This is a genomic window from Variovorax sp. MPBD4-3 (assembly GCF_058809745.1).
Genome location: NZ_JBXASW010000060.1, coordinates 1 through 19031, shown reverse-complemented (window position 1 = coordinate 19031; position 19031 = coordinate 1). Strand labels below are relative to the sequence as shown.

Genomic DNA, 19031 nt, shown 5'->3' with positions numbered 1-19031 from the left:
AAAGCCGCGGGCCTCGAAAGGTCCGCGGCTTTTGCAGCATGACGGCGGCGCGCGATTTCAGCGCGCGGTGATCGTCGACACCGACGAGTTGCCAGTCGCCGATGCGGTGATCTGGTTGCCCGTGGTGCGCAGCGTGCTGTTGCCCACCGCGCCCGTCACGCCGACCCCGAAGTTCACGCTCGTCACCGTGGCCGTCACCGCGCCGGTGTTGACCTGGTAGTTGGCGATGGCCGCGCTCGGCGTGCCGGTGTTCAGCGCCGTCTGCGTCACGCGGTTGGTCGCGCTGTTGCCGAAGGCCTGCGCCGCCAGCGCGTTGCCGGTGACCCCGACCGTGCCGTTCGACACGCCCGCGCCGGTGCCGTTGAGCGCCACCTGGTAGCTCGTGCCCGTGCTGGTGGCCGTGACCATGCCCGCGTTGTTCTGGCTGTTGAGGATCGCCGCGCTGGCGCCCACGTTGAGCGCCAGCGGCGAACCCACGAGGCTGGACGAGCCCGCCGTGGCCGCCACGCCGTAGCCGCTGCCGCCGCCGGATTCGAGCAGGTTGGTCGCCGAGTTGCCGCGCGCCAGAGCGGCCGTGGTGTTGCCGTCGAGCGAAACGCTGCTGCCGTTGAGCGGCGCCGCGCCCGCCAGGGTGGTGTTGGCCACGGTGCCGGCCGTCGCCGTCACGGTCGCCGTGCTGCCCTGCACGTTCGCGATGCCGGTGCTGGCCCCCTGCGCCCCGCTGCCCGCCACCGTGACGGTGTTGGCCGCGCGGTTGGCCGAGGCCTCGGCGAAGGTGCTGTTGCCGGAGATCGTGAGCGCGCCATTGGCCAGGCCTTGCGTACCGGGCACGATGTTGTCGTCGTTGTGGATCGAGGTGCTGGCGGTGCTGGAAACCGTCGAGGAAGCCGACTGGCGGTTAGACAGCACATGGTCGCCGCTGGCCACGAGGTTGTCGGCGCTGCCGGTCTCGCTCAGCGAGGCCGAGCCCGTCGCGCCCGGCGGCAAGGCGTTGACCGCGCTCACGCTCAGCGAGTTGGCCGCGTCGTTCATCACGCCCAGCGCCGTGTTGCTGTTGCCGGAGATGTGGATGGTCGAAGCGGAGGAAGCCACCGGCGCGAACAGTTCCAGCGTGGACGATGCCGTCACCGGCGCGGTGCCCGACTGCGTCGACTGCAGCGCCGAGCGCGCGCCCACGTTCGAACCTGCCAGCGCCACGCTGTTGAGCGCGGTGTTCGACACCGCCTTCGCGCTCTGGCTGTTGTTCGTCACGCCCAGCGTCGAGGTGCCGACGTTCGACAGCGGTGCGGTGTCGATGCCGACGACGCCCGTGGCGGTGGCCGACACGGCGCCCGCCCCCAGCTGCACGTTGGCCAGCGCCTGGTCGGCCGACACGGTCACCGACGATGCCGGGCCGGTCGTGGTCGCGGGCAGCGCCGCCAGGCCGCCGGCGATGGCGCCGCCGCTCTTCACGTCGATGCTGTTGGTGGCCGCGCTGCCGGTGGCGGCGGCGCTGGTGCTGTTGCCGTCCAGCGTGGCGCTGCTGCCGACCAGGGCGCTGTTGCCGGTCAGCGTGAGCTTCGTCGCGTTGTTGGCGCTGGCCGTCACGGCCGCGCTGCTGTCCTGCGCATTCAGCACCGCGACTTTGGCCGACTGCGACGCACCGCCCGCCAGCGAGGCTGCGTTGGTCGCGCGGTTGGCCGAGGCTTCCGAGTAGGTGCTGTTGCCCGATGCCGTGAAGCTGCTGCCGTTCAGGCCGGCGTTGGCGGGCACCAGGCGGTCTTCGTTGTAGATCGCGGTGTCGGCGGTGCTGGCGACGGAGGTTCCGGCCGACTGGCGGTTCACCAGCACCTGGTCGCCCAGCGCGATGGTGTTGCCGGGCAGCGCGCCTTGGGTGATGACCGCGGGAACCCCGATCCCGCCCGAGGTACCGCCCGCGACGGACACCTTGTTGCTCACGTCGTTGATCACGCCCAGCGCCGTGTTGCCGTTGTTCGAGAGCTTCACCGAAGAGCCGGACACCGAGGCAGGCGCAAACACCTGCTGGAAGGAGCGCGACTCCACCGCCGCCGTGCTGCCCTGCGCCGACAGCAGCGCCGAGCGGGCGGAGACATCGGTGGCCGCGAGCGCGATGGCGTTGCTGCCGGTGTTGGCCACGGCCCTCGCGCCCTGGGTGTTGCCCGACGCGCTCAGCGTGGAGCCACCGATCGCCGCGCCGGGCACGGTGTCCACGCCGAATGCGGCAGCCACCCTGGAGGAGATCGTCGGGCTCGTCACCAGCTGGATGTTCGAGACGGCATGGTCGCCGACCGCGCCCGCCGTACCCGCGAGGCTGCTCGCGCCGGCCAGCGGCAGTCCGTTGCCCACGGCAATGGTGTTGCCCTTCACGTCGATGCCGTTGGCCGCCGCGTTGCCGGTGGCCGAGCCGCCGGCGGTGTTGCCGTCAACCGTGACCTGCGAGCCCTGGATGCTCCCGCCCAGCACCACCTGCACGCCGTCCTTGTTGGTGAGGAACGCGCCCTCCTGCCCTGTCAGCGAGGCGACGGTCGCGCTGGTGAGCTGCAGGTTCTGCACCGCGGTGGTGGTCGAGACGCCCACCGCATTCACGCTCACGCCGTTGGCGGCGCTGTTGCTGGTTGCGCCGGCCAGCGTGGTGTTGCCGCTGGCATCCACCTTCGAGTTGTTGACCGCGCCCGCGACCGCGACCTGCACTTCGGGCCCGCCGCTGCGCTGCGCCGACACCGAGCCCTGGCCCGATTGCGCGCTCTGCACGCTGAAGGCCGCGGTGGTGGAGAGCGCGTTGCCCGCCAAGGTCGCGCCCGACAGCAAGAGGCCCGCCGTGTCGACGTTGTTGCCCGTCACCTTCACCGTGTTGGCAGTGGCGCGGCTGCCGTAGGCCAGCGCCTCGGCGGTGTTGCCTGTGCTGGACACGGAGCCGTTGGTGAGCGTGCCCGCCACGGTGGTGCGCGCCACGATGCCGCCGGCCGCGATGGCCGAGACTTTGGTGTTTGCCCCCGCCACCGCCTGCGTGTTGGTGACGTTCGCGATCGAGGCGTTCGAGCCGCTCACGTTGTTCAGCCCCAGCGCCACGCCGCTGGCCGCGTCGTTGCCGTAGGCGGCGCCGACGAAGGCGTTGCCGCTGTTCGAGACGCTGGCGGCCGACACGTTGCCGTTGACGGTCGCCGCGAAGGTGTTGGGCCCGGTGGCCGCGCTGTTGACCGTCGCCTGCACCGACTGGTCGTTCAGCACGCCGTAGGCCGCGCGCACCGTGGGCAGTGCCCCGGCGGCGTTGCTGAACGGCAGCCCGCTGGCCAGGTCGGCAGTGACCGTCGAGGCCGCCGCGCCCAGCAGGATCGGACCCGGTGCCGCAGCCAGGTTGCCTGCGCTCACGCCCAGCGTGTTCGTGGCCGAGTTGCCGTAGGCGATGGCGCGCTGCAGGTTGCCGGCGACCGCGGCCGAGCCGCCCGAGAGGTTGCCGTCGACCCCGATGCGCGCCTCCGGATCCGACAGCCCCGCGCCCACGCCAGAGCTTGCGTCGTTCATCTGCACGCTGGCAATGCCGGCGCCGGTGCCCACCGAATTGCCGGTGAGCGTCAGCGTGTTGGACGCGCCGCTGCCGAGCGCCACGGCCTCCTGCCGGTTGCCGCTGAGCGCCAGCGTGTTGTTCGCCACCGGCGCGCCGCCGCCGTTGGCGGTCAGGTGAATCTGCGAGCCGACGTTCAGCGCCGCGGCGCCGCCGTCGTTGTAATTGCCCTGCAGGTTGGTGAGGGTGGCCGCGCCGCTTGCCGACACGCGCCCGTCGGTGGCGGTGCCGCCCGAGAGCACCGCGTTGCCGTTGCCCAGCGCCACGGTAGCCGCCTGCAGCGCCAGGCTCTGCGTGACCTGGTTGCCCTGCGCGGTGGCGGCCGTGGTGTTGTCGGACACGGTCACCGTGCTGCCGGTGGTCTGGCCGTTGCCGGGCGACTCGCCGGTCTGCGCCGCGATGATCGATGGCATGACGAAGGCTGACACGCCCGCGGCGGAATTGGCCTGCTGGTTCGACACCGCGGCGGTGCCGGTGAACGACGCCGCGTTCTGGCCGCTGGCGATGGCGCTCGAGGCGGTGTTGCCCGTGGCGGCCGCCGTGATGCTGTTGTCCGCGAGCGTGAGCTGGCTGCTCTTGCTCGACTGCACGCCCGCGAGCACCCGCGCGCCCACGGTCTGGGCGAAGGTGGTCACGCCGATGTTGCCCTGGCTGTTGACGATGGCCAGGTCGCTGTTGACGTTGCTGGTCACGCCCACGCCGTTGTGCGTGCTGTTGTTGGCCGCCGTGGCGGCCGTGCCGGTGCCGGCGATGCTCACGTCGTCGATCAGGATGCGGTTGCCCGCCACGCCGGCGGTGGCGCCGAGCGCCTCGTTGCCGGTGGCCGCGCTGGAGATGGCATTGCCCTGCACCGACAGCGACCCCTGGAGCACGTTGGCGCCGCCAGCGGGCGCCCCGCTCACGATGCCCATGACCACCGATCCCGTGTTGGTCGCGCTGTGCGTGACCGCGAGGATGCCGTTGCCGTTGGCCTGAAGGTTCGCCACTACCGCCGAGCCCGCGAAGGACGGCGCGCCGCCCGACTGGATCTCGGCCGTGTTGCTGGCGCTGTTGGCCTTGAGCACCGCGGCGATCGAGTTGCGCTCGAGCGCGGCCGCGGTGGTGATGGTGTTGCCGGCGTTGGCCGTCAGCATCAGGTCGACCGTGTTGTTCAGCAGGACCGCGCCGGAGCCTGCGCCGGTGGCCGACTGCAGCGAGGTCACGACGATGTTGCCCTTGGCGTCGAACAATTGCGCGCCCGCCGGATAGGTCAGCACCGAGGTGCCGGCCTGCGCCGGCGCGCCCACCGGCGCCGCGCCCGAGACCACCGAACTGCCGCTGTTGAGCGTGGTGGTGGCCGAGATGGTGTTGTCGGCGTTGACCACGCTGCCGCTTTGCAGCGTGCTCGACTCGACCGCGAGCTTGCTGCCCGTGACGCTGCTGTTGATCACGCCGCTGTTGGTCGCCACGCCCAGCGTCGCCGCGTTGTTCACCGGCAGGCCGGGCGCGGGCTGGATGCCGTTGGCAAAGCTGTTGCCGGTGGCGGTCGCGCCGATCAGGTTGCCGCTGGTGCTCATCGCCACCGGATTGGGCGTGGACGGCGTGCCCGTGGAGGTGGTGCCCACGCTGGCGCCGGTGATCGCGGCGTTGACGTTGGCGGTGTTGTTGCTGCCCGCGTTCACCGACGGCGTACCGTTGGCGCTGCCGTTGTACGCGGCACCGACAGTGGTTTCTGCGGCCTGCGCACCGGAAGCGGCGGCTATCAGCGCCATCGCCACTGCGGTGCCGACGCTGCTGCGGCTGAACATGGGCGCGCGTGCGGCCCGGCTCTGGATCTTGCGTGCTTTCATGTCGTGACTCCTCGGATGTTGGAAGCGTTCTGGCTCGGCTGGAAAAAAACGGATGGGAGGGGCTGTGCGCGGCAAGGCGCGGTCGGTCGCTCTGGATGAAGTGGTCTTCAGTCGCCCTTCGTGGCGCCGTCGTCGGCGGAAGCGCGCGGCGCCGCGCTGCCGACCGCCACGCTGCCGATGCGCAGCTTGGCGATCTCCTGCAGTCCCGGGCCGTCGCGGTGGATCGATGTGTCGGCCGCATCGGGCCGCCAGGTGACGCTGATGGCGCCCGGCGCCACGCCGCGGTTGGCCAGCGCCGAAGTGACGGCGGCAATGCGCTGGTCGGTCAGTTCGTCGCGCTTGCGGGCGTCCCAGTTCTCGGTGTCGCGCGCCACCAGCACGATGTCGGTCGCGCCCTTCTTGGCCAGGCCCGCGATCTGGTCGATCAGCGCGAGCGAGCTGCCGCCGAGCGTGGTCGCGCCGAAGTCGAACGCCACCTGCGTGGCCGTGCCGGTGAGGCGGGCGCCGCCCGGGCCGCCCGCGTTGACGGCCACGCCGCCCTGCACCACCGGCGAAGCGACGGCCGCGCCGCCCACCGTGGCATCGCCCGGGTTGTCGACCTTGCGCAGATCGGCGGCGGGCGTGAGCGGGATGGCCTCGCCGCCGCCCGGGCGCATCGTCATGCAGGGCCGGTGGTCGACCTGCGTGACGGCCGCCATGAGCCGCACCACGCCTTCTTCGAGCGCGGCGCGCACGCCCATCTGCACCGGCTCCTGGCCCTTGGCGCCGATGTCCACGTCGTACAGCTTGCTGCCGAAGAAGCGGAACACGTTCAGGCCCACTTCGTAGCCGTTGAACTGCTTGGTGAGGCTCACCGTGCGCACCACCATCAGCGACTTGGTGTCGACGATGCGCAGGTCCACGCTCACCGACTGGCTGAAGGTGCGTGCCTTCACGCCCACCTGGTTCACCGCGAACTCGGCGCCGCCCGAGTTGATGTTGTAGTTGAGCTCGGTGATGCCGCCGACGATGAAGTAGTCGGACTTGTTGATGGTGCCGCCGAAGTACGGCATCCACGGCACGGTCTGCCCGCCGTTGGGTCCGCCGAGCTGGTGCGTGCGGCCGTCGCCGAGCTGGCGGCGGTCCGCGTACGCGAGCTCGCGCTCGGCGATCACCGGGTCGAAGCGCTCCGCGATGCTCACGGCGCCGCCGAGCTTGCCGAGCGCCGAATACACCATCAGCGCGCCGCCCTGCGTGATGGCATTGCCTTCGTTGATGCTGTACTTGCCGGTGTAGTCCTTCACGTCGCCCACGCCCACCACGATGGGCGGACGGCGCGTGGCCGCGATGTGGTCGGCATAGCAGGCGAGCACGGCCTCCATCGGCGTGACGTTGTCGCGCACGGCGGGGCCGAGCACCACGGGCGCCTCGTTGGGCGCAAAGCGCTGCTGCGGTGCAGAGACGCAACCGGCGAGCGCCACGGCCGCGATCGCGGCGAGTGCGAATGTTCTGGTGGTGTGCATGTCGCGTGCCCCGGTTTTCAATTGAGCACCCCGAACGCGCATGCCGAGCTGCCGCCCACGCTGGCGGTCTGCGCGCCGGCGTTGCCCTGTGCCGAGTTCAGCGCCTGGTTGGCCGCGCCCTGCACCTGCGTGCTGGTGCCGCCGACGACGGCCGAGCCCACCGCGCCGCTGTTGGCCTGCGAGGTGCCCACCGTCGCGCCGCCGAGCGTGCCCACGCCGGTGCGGCTGTCATTGCCCGAGGCACTCGAATTCGCTCCCGCGTTCGACGGCGAATTCGCGACCGTGCTGTTGTTGCCGTCGTTGCCGGTCGAGGTGGCCGAGACGTTGCAGTTGTATTGCCGGCCGATGGTCGTGTTGTAGACCGGAGCGGCGTAGTAGCCGCTCTTCTGCTTGCGGATCATGTCCTGCACCGCGGCCTGGTTGACCTTGTCGGCGCTCGACTGGAATTGCCACGCGGCGTTCTCGCCGACGTTGTTGGCCAGCGCCATGAAAGAAGACGCGCAGCCGCAGGCCGCGAACGCCAGTGCGATCAGCCTCGGGACCCGACGGCGGCGACAGCCGGCCTCGACGAGACCGGCATGGAAAAAGACGCGCTGCATGACTGCTCCTCTCTGGAATTCGCACGCCTTGAATCCGTCATTGGATTCGCGGTCGGCGTTCTGCGAGGAGGGATGCTAGGGACGGCAGGAAACAGCCGGTATCCCGAGAACCGGTAGAAGTGGCGGGAACAAACCCATGCCTTCGCCGGTGCTGCCGGCCACCGTTATCCGTGGGTTCTTCGTGTGCATCGCGGGTGTTGCCGCGAAGGAAGAGGACGGGTGGCCAGCGAGGAGGTCACGCCGCCGCGGTGCCGCGGCGGCGTGTGCGGGCAGACCTCAGGCGTGAGCCTTGATCGAATCTGCGAGCGTGTTCACGAGCGTGTCGATGTGCGACTTCTCCACGATGTACGGCGGCGCGATCACCAGCACGTCGCCGGCGGGGCGCACCAGCGCGCCCTTGTGGAAGCAGTCCAGGAAGATTTCATAGGCGCGCTTGCCCGGCGTGCCCGCGATGGGCGCCAGCTCCACCGCCGCGGCCAGGCCGAGGCTGCGGATGCTGATGACGTTCGGCAGGCCCTTGAATGTGCTGTGGAAGGCATCGCCCAGCACCTTGCCCATTTCGCCTGCGCGCGCGAACAGGTTCTCCTGCTTGAACAGGTCGAGCGTGGCGATGGCCGCGGCGCAGGCCACCGGGTGGCCCGAGTAGGTATAGCCGTGGAAGAACTCGACCACGTGCTCGGGCGCGTCGGTCTTCATCATCGCGTCGTAGAGCTTGTCGCGGCAGATCACGCCGCCCAGCGGAATGACGCCGTTGGTCACGCACTTGGCGAAGTTCAGCATGTCGGGCACCACGCCGAAATAGTCCGACGCGAAGTTGGTGCCCATGCGGCCGAAGCCGGTGATGACCTCGTCGAAGATCAGCAGGATGCCGTGCTTGTCGCAGATCTCGCGCAGGCGCTGGAGGTAGCCCTTGGGCGGCAGGTACCAGCCGGCCGAACCTGCCACGGGCTCCACGATGATCGCGGCCACGTTGCTCGGGTCGTGCAGCGGCAGGATGCGGGTCTCGAGCTCGACCAGCGGGTCTTCGGCCCACACCGGCTCCTCGTTGTGGATGTAGGCGTGGTTCACCGGATCATGGATGAAGCGCATGTGGTCCACGCGCGGCAGGAAGGCCGAGCCGAACACCTTGCGGTTGCCCGGGATGCCGCCCACCGACATGCCGCCGAAGCCCACGCCGTGGTAGCCCTTCTCGCGGCCGATGAACACGTTGCGGTGGCCTTCGCCGCGCGCGCGGTGGTAGGCCAGCGCCACCTTCATGGAGGTGTCGGCGGCTTCGGAGCCCGAGTTGCAGAACAGCACCTTGTTGAGGTCGCCGGGCGCCAGCGAGGCGATCATCTCGGCCGCCTTGAAGGCCCTGTCGTTGCTGACCTGGAAGGCGGTGGCGTAGTCGAGCGTGTCGAGCTGCTTCTTGATCGCCTCGTTGATCGGCTTCCTGTTGTGGCCCGCGCCCACGCACCACAGCGACGAGATGCCGTCGATCACCTTCTTGCCGTCGTGGGTGGTGAATTCCATGCCGTCGGCCGCCACGAAAACGCGCGGATCCTTGCGGAAATGACGGTTGGGGGTGAAGGGCAACCACTGGTTGTCCATGTTGAAGTCCTGGAAGGCCATGTCTCGCTCCTGCGGGTTATGGGGTCGGGGAAAATCGCGATTCTGGCACCCCTGCGACAATTCCACCCAGATGACGACCTCTACGCCTACCTCGCCCGCCTACATCCTGAACCTCTCCTGCCCCGACCGGACAGGCATCGTGCACGCCGTCTCGGGCTTTCTGCTCGAGCGTGGCGCCAACATCGAAGAGGCAGCCCAGTACAACGACCACGGCACCGGCCTGTTCTTCATGCGCGTGCGCTTCGCCTGCGGCGACCACAGCGAAGCCACGCTGCGCGAAGAGCTGAAGACCTTCGCCGCCGGCTTCGGCATGACGCTGCAGCTGCACGCCGCCGCCGAGCCGATGAAGACCGTGCTGCTGGTCAGCAAGGAAGGCCATTGCCTCAACGACCTGCTGTTCCGCTGGAAGAGCGGCCTGCTCGCCATCGACGTGCGCGCCATCATCTCGAACCACCGCGACTTCTACCAGCTGGCCGCCAGCTACAACGTGCCGTTCCACCACATCCCGGTGACGGCCGCCACCAAGGCCCAGGCCGAGGCGAAGCAGCTGGAAATCATCGAGTCCGAGGGCGCCGAGCTGGTGGTGCTGGCGCGCTACATGCAGATCCTGAGCAACGACCTGTGCCGCAGCCTGGCCGGCCGCGCGATCAACATCCACCATTCGTTCCTGCCCAGCTTCAAGGGCGCCAAGCCCTACTACCAGGCGCACGACCGCGGCGTGAAGCTGATCGGCGCCACCGCCCACTACGTGACGGCCGACCTGGACGAAGGCCCGATCATCGAGCAGGACGTGGCCCGCGCCGACCACACCGACACCGTGGAAGACCTGACGGCGCGCGGCCGCGACACCGAGAGCCAGGTGCTGGCCCGCGCGGTGAAGTGGCACAGCGAGCACCGGGTGCTGCTGAACGGCCACCGCACCGTCGTCTTCCGCTAGGTCAGTTCCTGTAGGGATTGTTCGGGCGGCGGTCGTAGCGGTTGGGCACCCCGTCGCCGTCGCGGTCCCAGCGGCCGGCGTTGTACACCCAGCGGCCGCCGTCCTGGCGCCATTCAGGCGCACGGTACGCATAGCCCGGACGGGCGCGCACCCAGTTGCCGCGCACCCACACATGGCGGCCGCCACGCCATTCATAGTGCCCCGGCGCCCAGACGAAACCGCGGCGCGGCGGCGGCACGCGCTCGAAGCGCGGCGGAGGCGGCGCCACCTGGACGGTGACCACGGGTTGCGCCTGCGCGGCGGTGGGAACGGTCAGAGCGCCCACGGACAGAAGCGAAGCCGTACCGATGGAAAGAGCCAATGCGATTTTTTTCATGAAGGACTCCTCATGAGTAGTTGGAAGAGCCTTCATGCTGCCGGGCTCATGTGAACCGCCTGTAAGCGGGACACGAAGTCTTATGTAGAGCTGTTTCGCGATTCTCCCGGGGCAATCGCGCACATTCACTCCCTCAGTTCCTTCAGGTCGACGGCCGAAGCCATCGCCGCATGCCCGGCCTTGTTCGGGTGCAGGTGGTCGCCGCTGTCGTACTTCGGGTTCAGCGCGAGCGGATCGGCGGGGTCGCGCAGGACGGCGTCGAAATCGATCACGCCGTCCACGTCCTGCCGGCCGCGGATCCAGGTGTTGACCGCGCCGCGCATGGCCTCGGTCGCCTGCGTCCAGTAGGGCGTGTTCCGGAACGGCGGCACGGTGCCGATCATCAGCTTCACGCCCTTGGCGCGCGCCTGCTTGATGAGCTGCTCGAGGCCTTCGGTGATGCGCTCGGCAGTGGGCGCCTCTGACGCGATGTGCGGGAACCCCGGCACGCCGGCGAAGGCTGCGCGGCCGATGTCGTTGGTGCCCATCAGCACGATCACGTGCGTCACGCCGCTTTGCGCCAGCACGTCCTTCGCGAAGCGCGACATGCCGCTGGGCCCCGAGCTGTCGAGCAGCAGCCGGTTGCCGCCGATGCCCATGTTGATCACCGACAGCCCGGCCGGCACCTGCGGGCTGTCGCGCAGCCGCGTGGCCAGCATGACGGGGTAGGAACCGCCGCTGGCGTCGTTGCCGCCCGCCGTGATGGAGTCGCCGAAGGCCACCACGATGCGCGCCGGCTGGCTCGTCATCACGTCGAGGCCGGTCACGATGTGATTGAGCGCCAGCGGCGCCGCGCCTTGCAGTTTGGCCGTCCCGGTGGCGTTGCCAGGGACGACCCAGCTCGTGCCCTGGCCGTTCTGGTGGATGGTCGCGAAGGGCGTCGGCTGGTCGAGGTAGGTGCTCACCGCCAGGGTCTGGCCGGCCTCGGCCTTCAGGTCGATGCCGTCGCTCCAGGCGTCCGCGCCCGGCGCGATGGTGAGGCTGCCGCGGCCGCCGAAGCGCAGCGGGCCCAGCGTGGCCGGAGACACCGCGTTCCCGCCCGTGACCAGCCCCACGCTCGCCGCGGCGATGCGCAGCGGCGCCTTGCCGAAGCGGTTGGAGAAGCGCACGCGCACGCGGCTTCCGTCCAGCGCGGGCTGCACCAGCTGGCGCAGCGTCTGGCCGCGAAACACGTGCTTGCCGGGCCCTGCCAGCGGTGCGGTGGTGGGGTTCGCCATGAGCTCGCTGAACTCCATGGGCGCCGCCGCCCAGCTGGCGACCCAATGGGCCTCGGCGGGCTGCCGGGGCGGCTGGCCGGCGGATGGCAATGCCCACACGCCGGCACCCACCGCGGCAAGGAGCCATGCGACCATCCAATGCGTTGCAGCGCCCGCGCAGAACCGGGCCCGCCAACGTGAAATCAATTCCATGCGCGCAAAGCCGCCCAGTTTACGGAGCCGCCTTTACCCCGGTCGTTACGAGGTCTAGCGCGCGGTTACCAGGTGTCCACGTAGGGCGAGACGGCCTCGTGGCGCCCCGCGGCCGAATCCAGCCCGCGCACCAGCCAGGTGCGCGTGTCCGCCGGATCGATCACCGCGTCGATCTCCAGGGTCTGCGCCATGTGGATCGCCTCGCCGTTGGCGTACTGCTGCGCCACGAGCTTCTTGAACAGTGCATCGCGCTCGTCGCCTTCCGGCACGGCGGCCAGTTCCTTGCGGAAACCCAGCCGCACGGCGCCTTCCAGCCCCATTGCGCCGAACTCGCCGGTCGGCCAGGCCACGGTGAAGACCGGCGCATCGAAGCCGCCCGCCGTCATCGCCTGCGCGCCCAGGCCGTAGCCCTTGCGCAGCACCACCGCGAAGAACGGCACGCGCAGATGCGAGGCCACCATGAACATGCGGCACACGTGCCGCACCTGCGCCTGCGCCTCGATTTCGGGGCCGACCATGAAGCCGGGCGTGTCGCACAACGAAACAATCGGAAGCCCGTGCGCATTGCACAGCTGCATGAAGCGCGCGGACTTGTCGGCCGCCTCGACGTCGATCGCGCCGCCCAGGTGATGCGGGTTGTTGGCCATCAGGCCCACCGGCCTGCCCTCGATGCGTGCCAGCGCGGTGACCACACCGGCGCCGAAACCCGCGCGCAGTTCGAGCAGCGAGCCGGTGTCGGCCACGCCGCGCATGGCGGCGCGCACGTCGTACACGCGCAGGCGGTTCTCGGGCACCACGTGGCGCAGCGTGCGCGGGTCGGCGCACTGCCAGTCGGAGGTCGGGCCCTGGAAGTACGAGAGATATTGCTTCGCCGCCGCCACGGCCGCCGCCTCGTCGTCCACCAGGATGTCGATCACGCCATTGCGCGACTGCACACTGCTCGGCCCGATCTGCTCGGGCGCGAAGGTGCCGAGACCGCCGCCTTCGATCATGGCGGGGCCGCTCATGCCGATGTTGCTGCCCCTGGTGGCGATGATCACGTCGGCGCAGCCCAGCAATGCCGCGTTGCCCGCGAAGCAGCGGCCATGCACGATGCCGACCACCGGCACCTTGCCCGACAGCGCCGCGAACTGGCTGAAGGTGTGGTTGTTCAGGCCGGCCACGATCGGCATGTCGGTGTCGCCCGGGCGCCCGCCGCCGCCTTCGGCGAACAGCACGACCGGCAGCTTCAGCTGGTGCGCCACCGCCAGCAGCCGGTCGGTCTTGTGGTGGTTGCGCATGCCCTGCGTGCCGGCCAGCACGGTGTAGTCGTAGGCCAGCACCGCGCAGCGCGATGCCTCGGCGCCGAACTGCTTCGCGTTGACGCTGCCCAGGCCGGTGACCATGCCGTCGGCCGGCGTGTTGGCGATCAGGTCTTCCAGCGTGCGGCGGCGCGTCTGCGCGGCGATGGCGAGCGCGCCGTACTCGATGAAGTTGCCGGGGTCGGACGCGGTGTCGCACAGGTCCGCGATGTTCTCGCGCGCGGTGCGGCCGCCCTGCGCATGGCGCTTGCCGACTGCGGCCTGGCGGTTGACGTCCAGCGTGGGCGCATGGCGGTCGATGACCTTCTGCAGGTCGGGGCGGATGGCATCGAGATCGTGCTCGGCGCGCGCCTCGGCTTCCACGGCCTGCGCATCGACGGCTTCGAGCTGCACCAGCGACTGGCCTTCGACGAGGTAGTCGCCTGGCGCGGCCAGCAACGCGACCACGCGGCCCGCCATGGGCGCGTGCAGCAGATGCTCCATCTTCATCGCTTCGAGCACGCCGAGCTGCGCGCCAGCCGGCAGCACGTCGCCCACGGCGACTTCGAACTGCACGAGGCGCGCGGGCATCGGCGCCTTCACCGTGAGTTCGTCCGAGCCGTCGTCCGCGATGGCGGCTTCGGCTGCAGGCGCGGCAGCGGTCTTCCTTGCCTTCTTCTCAAGCAACGCCGAAGCAGCAAGCAGGTCGCCCAGGTGCGCCTCGACGAAACGTGTGTGCACCGCCTGCGTCGCGAACTCGGGCCGCGCGGCAATGGCACGCAGCAGCGACAGGTTGGTGGCGATGCCTTCGATGTGGCATTCGTCCAGCGCGCGCAGCGAGCGCCGCAGCGCATCCGCGAATCGCGGCGATGGCGAATGCACGATCAGCTTCGCGAGCAGCGTGTCGTAGTGCGGCGAAGGCGCGAGCCCCGCATAGCCGTGCGTGTCGACGCGCACGCCCGGCCCCGCGGGCAGGTCGAAGCGAGCCAGCGTGCCGCCGGAAGGCCGCGCATTGCCCTGCGCATCGAGCGTCTCCGCATTGATGCGCCACTGCACCGAAAAACCGCGCTGCGCCGCCGTGCGATCGGCCTCCACGCCCAGTGCGCGGAGGGGCTCGCCCGCCGCCACCGAAATCTGCAGTTGCACGAGGTCCAGCCCCGTGACCGCCTCCGTCACCGTGTGCTCGACCTGTAGGCGCGGATTGGCCTCGATGAAGACGAAGGGCAGCGTCGACGACTCCACGTCGACCAGGAATTCGAAGGTGCCGAGCCCGCGATAGCCGACCGTCCTGGCCATGCGCAACGCGGCCTGCGTGACCTGTGCGCGCAAGGCTTCGGGCAGCGATGGGCTGGGCGCGATTTCCACCAGCTTCTGGAAGCGCCGCTGCAGCGTGCATTCGCGCTCGCCGAGGCTGGCCACATCCTTGCCGTCGCCCAGCACCTGCACCTCAATGTGCCGCGCGTTGCGCATCAGCCGCTCCACATACACGCCCTCGATGCCGAAGGCGGCCTTGGCCTCCGACATGCAGCGCGCGTGCGCCTGCGGCAGCTCCTGCGCGTCAAGCACCGCGCGCATGCCCCGGCCGCCGCCGCCGCCGATGGCCTTGACCATCACGCCCGCGCCCTGCGCATGCTGCTCGGCGAAGAAGGCCTGCGCCTGCGCGAGCGTCACGGCGCCGGCGCTGCCGGGCATCACCGGCACGTCGCACTGCGTGGCCAGCGCGCGCGCGCGTGCCTTGTCGCCGAACAGGCCCAGCTGCTCCGGCGTGGGGCCGATGAAGACCAGGCCGGCGTCCGCGCAGGCCTGCGCGAAGTCGGCGCGCTCGCTGAGGAAGCCGTAGCCGGGATGCACCGCATCGCAACCCTGCGCCCTCGCCACCGAGATCAGCGCCGCGACATCGAGATAGGCGGCGGGCCCGGTGGCATCGAGCGCCACCGCCACGTCGGCCAGTTGCGCGTGCAGCGCCGCCGCGTCGTCGCGCGCATGCACCGCCACGCTGGCGATGTCCAGGTCGCGCAGCGCGCGCACCAGCCGCACGGCGATCTCGCCGCGGTTGGCAATCAGAACTTTGGAGAACAGCAAACGAAACCTCTCAGCTTTTGTCTTTGAGCAGCCGGCGCAGCACCTTGCCGGCGCCGGTGGTCGGCAGTGCGTCGATGAAGCTCACGGCGCGCGGCGCCTTGTAGCTCGCCATGTTGTCGCGCGCCCAGGCCACGAGCGCGTCGGCCTCCAGCGCGGCGCCGGGCTTGCGCACGATGAAGGCCTTCACGACCTCGCCCTTCTCCGCATCGGGCTGCGCGATGACCGCCGCCTGCGCCACTGCCGGATGCTTGATGAGGATGGTCTCGACCTCTTCGGGGAACACGCTGTAGCCCGAGACCTTGATCATTTCCTTGAAGCGGCCGATGAAAGTGAGGTAGCCGTCGGCGTCGAGCTTGCCCATGTCGCCGGTGTGCACCCAGCCGTTGCGCAGCGTGGCGGCGGTGGCCTCGGGCTTGTTCCAGTAGCCCTTGAACGAGCCCTTGCTGGTCAGCACGATCTCGCCGACTTCGCCCACCGGCATGTCGGCCTGGGTCTCGGTGTCGATGATGCGGATGGTCACGCCCGGCACCGCGATGCCCTGCGTGCCCCAGCGCGGCGCATGGTGCGGCGTGTAGGTGTCGCAGGTGTGGGTCTCGCTCAGGCCGTAGGCGGCTTCGAACGAGGTGCAGTTGGGCGCATGCGAGCGCCACTGCTGCGCGAGCGGCTCGGTGAAGGTGATGCCGAAGCTGGTTACCGGGTTCATCTTCAGGCTGCCCAGGTCGAAGGCCGCGATGTCCGGCACCTGCATGCAGGCGACGTTCATCGGCGCGATGCTGTACCACCAGCTCACCTTGTACGCGGCGATGGCCTGCAGCACGGTGCGCGGGTCGAAGCGGTGCAGCAGCACCGAGGCCGCGCCGCTGAGCACCGGCACGTTCACGCCCATCAGCATGCCGGCGATGTGATACAGCGGCGCGATGGACAGCAGCACGTCGGCCGGCCCCACGCCGTTGCAGTCGGCCGCCGCGCGCGTCTTGAAGAGCGCGTTGGCGTAAGTGAGCATCGCGCCCTTCGGCAGGCCCGTCGTGCCCGAGGTGTAGGTCATGAGCGCCACGTCGTCCATGTCGATGGCCACGGGGTGCGGCCTGGCGTCGGCCTTCATCACGGCGAGGAAGTCTTCGCAGCCCTCGGGCACGGTGCGCGCTGCGTCGTGCTCGGCGGCCAGTTCGGCCGGCAGGTCGAGCGAGGGCTGCGCGGGCAGCAGGTCGGCGTAGTGCACCACGAACACATGTTCGAGCGCGCTTTCAGGCTGCACCTTGCGCACCACCGGCAGCAGCGGCGCGGCCGCGACGATCACCCGCGCCTTCAGGTCGTTGACCTGGTAGGCCAGTTCGTGCTCCTTATTGAGCGGGCCGCTTGGGCAGACGATGGCGCCGATCTTCTGGATGCCGAAGTGCGCGACCAGGTACTGCGGGCAGTTGTTGAGGAACAGCACCACCGGCTCGCCCTTCTTCACGCCCAGGGCCTGCAGCCGCGCCGCGAAGGCATCGCTCGCGCGGTCGAGCTCGGCCCAGCTCATGGCGTGGCCGTACCAGATGCACGCGGGGCTCGTTCCGCGCTCGCGCGCGTGGGTGCGCAGGTACTCGTGCAGGGGCTGCTGGGGGCGGTCGGGCAATGTCTCCATGGCGTCACTTTCTCAGGGTTATCGATAGCCGCCCATGCAGGGCGGGCGCTTGCCAATGCCGCATGGTGCACGAACAATCCTACCCATGGGTATAACTTCCGCGACACGGCAAAAACCCTCTGGAGACCAGAGCGAGACAACGACCACGCAGCCGCACCTGCCGCAGGGCACCGGCCGGCAGCGCGCCGCCACGCAAGGCACCGACCTGCAGCGCGAGCGCATCCTGCAGGCGGCGGCGCAGCTGTTCGCGGCGCAGGGCTACGCCAACACGACCATGGCGCAGATCGTTCGCGCGCTGGGCGTGACCAAGCCTTTCGTGTACTACTATTTCCGCGACAAGCAGGAGATCTTCGAGACGCTCTCGTGGGCCCCGGCGGTCGACTGCTTCACCGCGCTCGACTTCGCGGCCACCGACCCGCGACGCGCCAGCGAGAAGGTGCTCGAAGGCATCGAGCGGCTGATCCGCGCGACCATCACGCATCACCCGGCCGCCTTCTTCGCCTACCGCGAGCCGCAGGTGTACCGGCCCGAATACCTCGCCGCGCAGAAGAAGCTCGCGCATCACTTCTACGACCTGCTGTGCCCGCTGCTCGAAGAAGCGCGGCGCGACGGCGACCTCGACTTCACCGAGACCAAGATCACCGCGCTCGCGGCCTGCAGCCTGCCGGGCTTTCTGTACAGCTGGTACCGGCCGGGCGGACGCCTGTCGCCCGACGAGGTGGTGGCCGAGCTCACCAGGCTGGCCAGCCGCGTGATCGGGCTGCGAACGAAGACCTGACGACAACAACCTCCGGAGACAGACCATGAAGTTCAACCGTGCGCCATTGGCGCGGATCGCCCTTGCCTCTGTGCTTTGCATCGCGGGCGCTGCGCATGCCCAACAGCAGCAGCAGCAGACCTACAAGATCGCCTACATCGACCCGCTCTCGGGCCCCTTCGCCAATGTCGGCGAGCTGATGCTGATGCACACGCAGTACGCCATCGAGGACATCAACGCCAAGGGCGGCGTGCTCGGCGGCACGAAGCTGCAGCTGCTGCAGTTCGACAGCAAGCTGTCGGCGCAGGAAAGCCAGAGCGCGCTGCAGGCGGCCATCGACCAGGGTGCGAAGGCGATCGTGACGGGCGGCTCGGGCTCGTCGGTGGTCACGGCGCTGGTGCAGTCGGTGGCGCGCTGGAACCAGCGCAACCCGGGCAAGGAGCTGATCGTGCTGAACCATTCCTCCATCGACCCGGAGATGACGGGCAAGGCCTGCAGCTTCTGGCACTTCCAGACCGAAGCGAACACGGCGATGAAGATGAAGGCGCTGGCCAACTACATCAAGAAGACGCCCGACGTGAAGAAGGTCTATCTGCTGAACCAGGACTATGCGCACGGCAAGCAGTGGGCCAGCTATGGCCGCCAGATGGTGGGCCTCGCGCGGCCCGACATCCAGTTCGTCGGCGAGACGCTGCACCCCATCGGCCGGGTGAAGGACTTCGCGCCGTACATCGCCAACGTGAAGCAGAGCGGAGCCGACTCGGTCATCACCGGCAACTGGGGCCAGGACATGACGCTGCTGCTGAAGGCCGCGGGCGACGCGGGCTACAACCTGCGTTACTTCAACCACAGCGCGGGTTCGGTGCCGGGGACGGTGACCGCGGTGTCGCAGGCGAAGCTGGGGCAGTTGACGTGGGTGGCCGAATGGCATCCGGGCGAGGCCGACACGCCGAAGGTGGACGCGCTGGCCAGGGCCTACAAGGCCAAGACGGGCAAGGACTTCCTGGCGCCGCGCATCGACATGACGCCGCGCCTGCTGGCCGCGGCGATCAACAAGGCAGGCTCCACGGACACGGTGAAGGTGGCGCATGCACTCGAAGACCTGACTTTCGATTCGGTGGTGGGACCGGTGCGCATGCGCGGCGAAGACCATCAGTTGCTGCTGCCGCAGGTGGTCAACACCATTGCGCCGGTGGACGGCAAGGCCGTGAAGGTGGGCTGGGAGGGCACCAACTACGGATTCCGAACTGACGCGGTCTATACCGGGAACGAGCTGGCTCAGGGTACTGAGTGCAAGATGGTTCGGCCCTGACTCTTCCCAGTGGCTTCAGGTTCAGGGCGTGTGCGCAGGCCACCGGGTACTCCCCTCCGCGAATGTCCCCCGGGGCTGCGCCCCTCCTCCTTTATTTCGCTGCGGGGAGCAC

The 19031-nt window shown here is 69.5% G+C and carries 11 protein-coding genes; 3 read left to right on the top strand and 8 right to left on the bottom strand.

Annotated elements, in window-relative coordinates; all coding sequences use genetic code 11:
- Positions 1 to 57: 57 nt before the first annotated feature.
- The 4 genes from AC1RVW_RS25490 to aptA form a co-directional block, all read right to left on the bottom strand.
- Positions 58 to 5391 (bottom strand): beta strand repeat-containing protein, encoded by a 5334-nt coding sequence (locus tag AC1RVW_RS25490; protein ID WP_493203354.1) that lies wholly within the window; start codon positions 5389 to 5391, stop codon positions 58 to 60.
- Between the two features lie 107 nt (positions 5392 to 5498).
- Positions 5499 to 6893: a CsgG/HfaB family protein gene (locus AC1RVW_RS25485; protein WP_493203352.1), complete on the bottom strand. Its 1395-nt coding sequence runs from the start codon at positions 6891 to 6893 to the stop codon at positions 5499 to 5501.
- A 17-nt stretch (positions 6894 to 6910) separates the two neighbouring features.
- Complete coding sequence (locus tag AC1RVW_RS25480) at positions 6911 to 7492, bottom strand: hypothetical protein (RefSeq protein ID WP_493203351.1); 582 nt, start codon at positions 7490 to 7492, stop codon at positions 6911 to 6913.
- A 276-nt stretch (positions 7493 to 7768) separates the two neighbouring features.
- Positions 7769 to 9103: an omega-aminotransferase AptA gene (gene aptA / locus AC1RVW_RS25475; protein ID WP_081269816.1), complete on the bottom strand. Its 1335-nt coding sequence runs from the start codon at positions 9101 to 9103 to the stop codon at positions 7769 to 7771.
- Between the two features lie 70 nt (positions 9104 to 9173).
- On the opposite strand from aptA, the gene purU reads away from it, so the two are divergent.
- Entirely contained in the window at positions 9174 to 10040 is an 867-nt protein-coding gene (gene purU / locus AC1RVW_RS25470; RefSeq protein WP_081269815.1) for a formyltetrahydrofolate deformylase, read from the top strand.
- A gap of 1 nt (position 10041) precedes the next feature.
- Here the strand turns inward: purU and AC1RVW_RS25465 are convergent, their stop codons facing one another.
- From AC1RVW_RS25465 to AC1RVW_RS25450, 4 genes are all read right to left on the bottom strand, one after another.
- Positions 10042 to 10416 (bottom strand): YXWGXW repeat-containing protein, encoded by a 375-nt coding sequence (locus AC1RVW_RS25465; protein WP_081269814.1) that lies wholly within the window; start codon positions 10414 to 10416, stop codon positions 10042 to 10044.
- Between the two features lie 125 nt (positions 10417 to 10541).
- Positions 10542 to 11807, bottom strand: coding sequence for an SGNH/GDSL hydrolase family protein (locus AC1RVW_RS25460; protein ID WP_493203349.1), 1266 nt, complete (start codon positions 11805 to 11807; stop codon positions 10542 to 10544).
- Positions 11808 to 11929: 122 nt separating this feature from the next.
- The gene (locus AC1RVW_RS25455; RefSeq protein ID WP_493203370.1) at positions 11930 to 15223 is read right to left on the bottom strand and encodes a carboxyl transferase domain-containing protein; all 3294 of its coding nucleotides are present in this window, start codon (positions 15221 to 15223) and stop codon (positions 11930 to 11932) included.
- A 13-nt stretch (positions 15224 to 15236) separates the two neighbouring features.
- Complete coding sequence (locus tag AC1RVW_RS25450) at positions 15237 to 16850, bottom strand: AMP-binding protein (protein ID WP_493203348.1); 1614 nt, start codon at positions 16848 to 16850, stop codon at positions 15237 to 15239.
- An 85-nt stretch (positions 16851 to 16935) separates the two neighbouring features.
- On the opposite strand from AC1RVW_RS25450, the gene AC1RVW_RS25445 reads away from it, so the two are divergent.
- Entirely contained in the window at positions 16936 to 17628 is a 693-nt protein-coding gene (locus tag AC1RVW_RS25445) for a TetR/AcrR family transcriptional regulator (protein ID WP_081269811.1), read from the top strand.
- A 25-nt stretch (positions 17629 to 17653) separates the two neighbouring features.
- Positions 17654 to 18919 carry a branched-chain amino acid ABC transporter substrate-binding protein gene (locus AC1RVW_RS25440; protein ID WP_493203346.1) on the top strand — a complete coding sequence of 422 codons (1266 nt, stop codon included), beginning with the start codon at positions 17654 to 17656 and terminating at the stop codon, positions 18917 to 18919.
- Positions 18920 to 19031 lie beyond the last annotated feature (112 nt).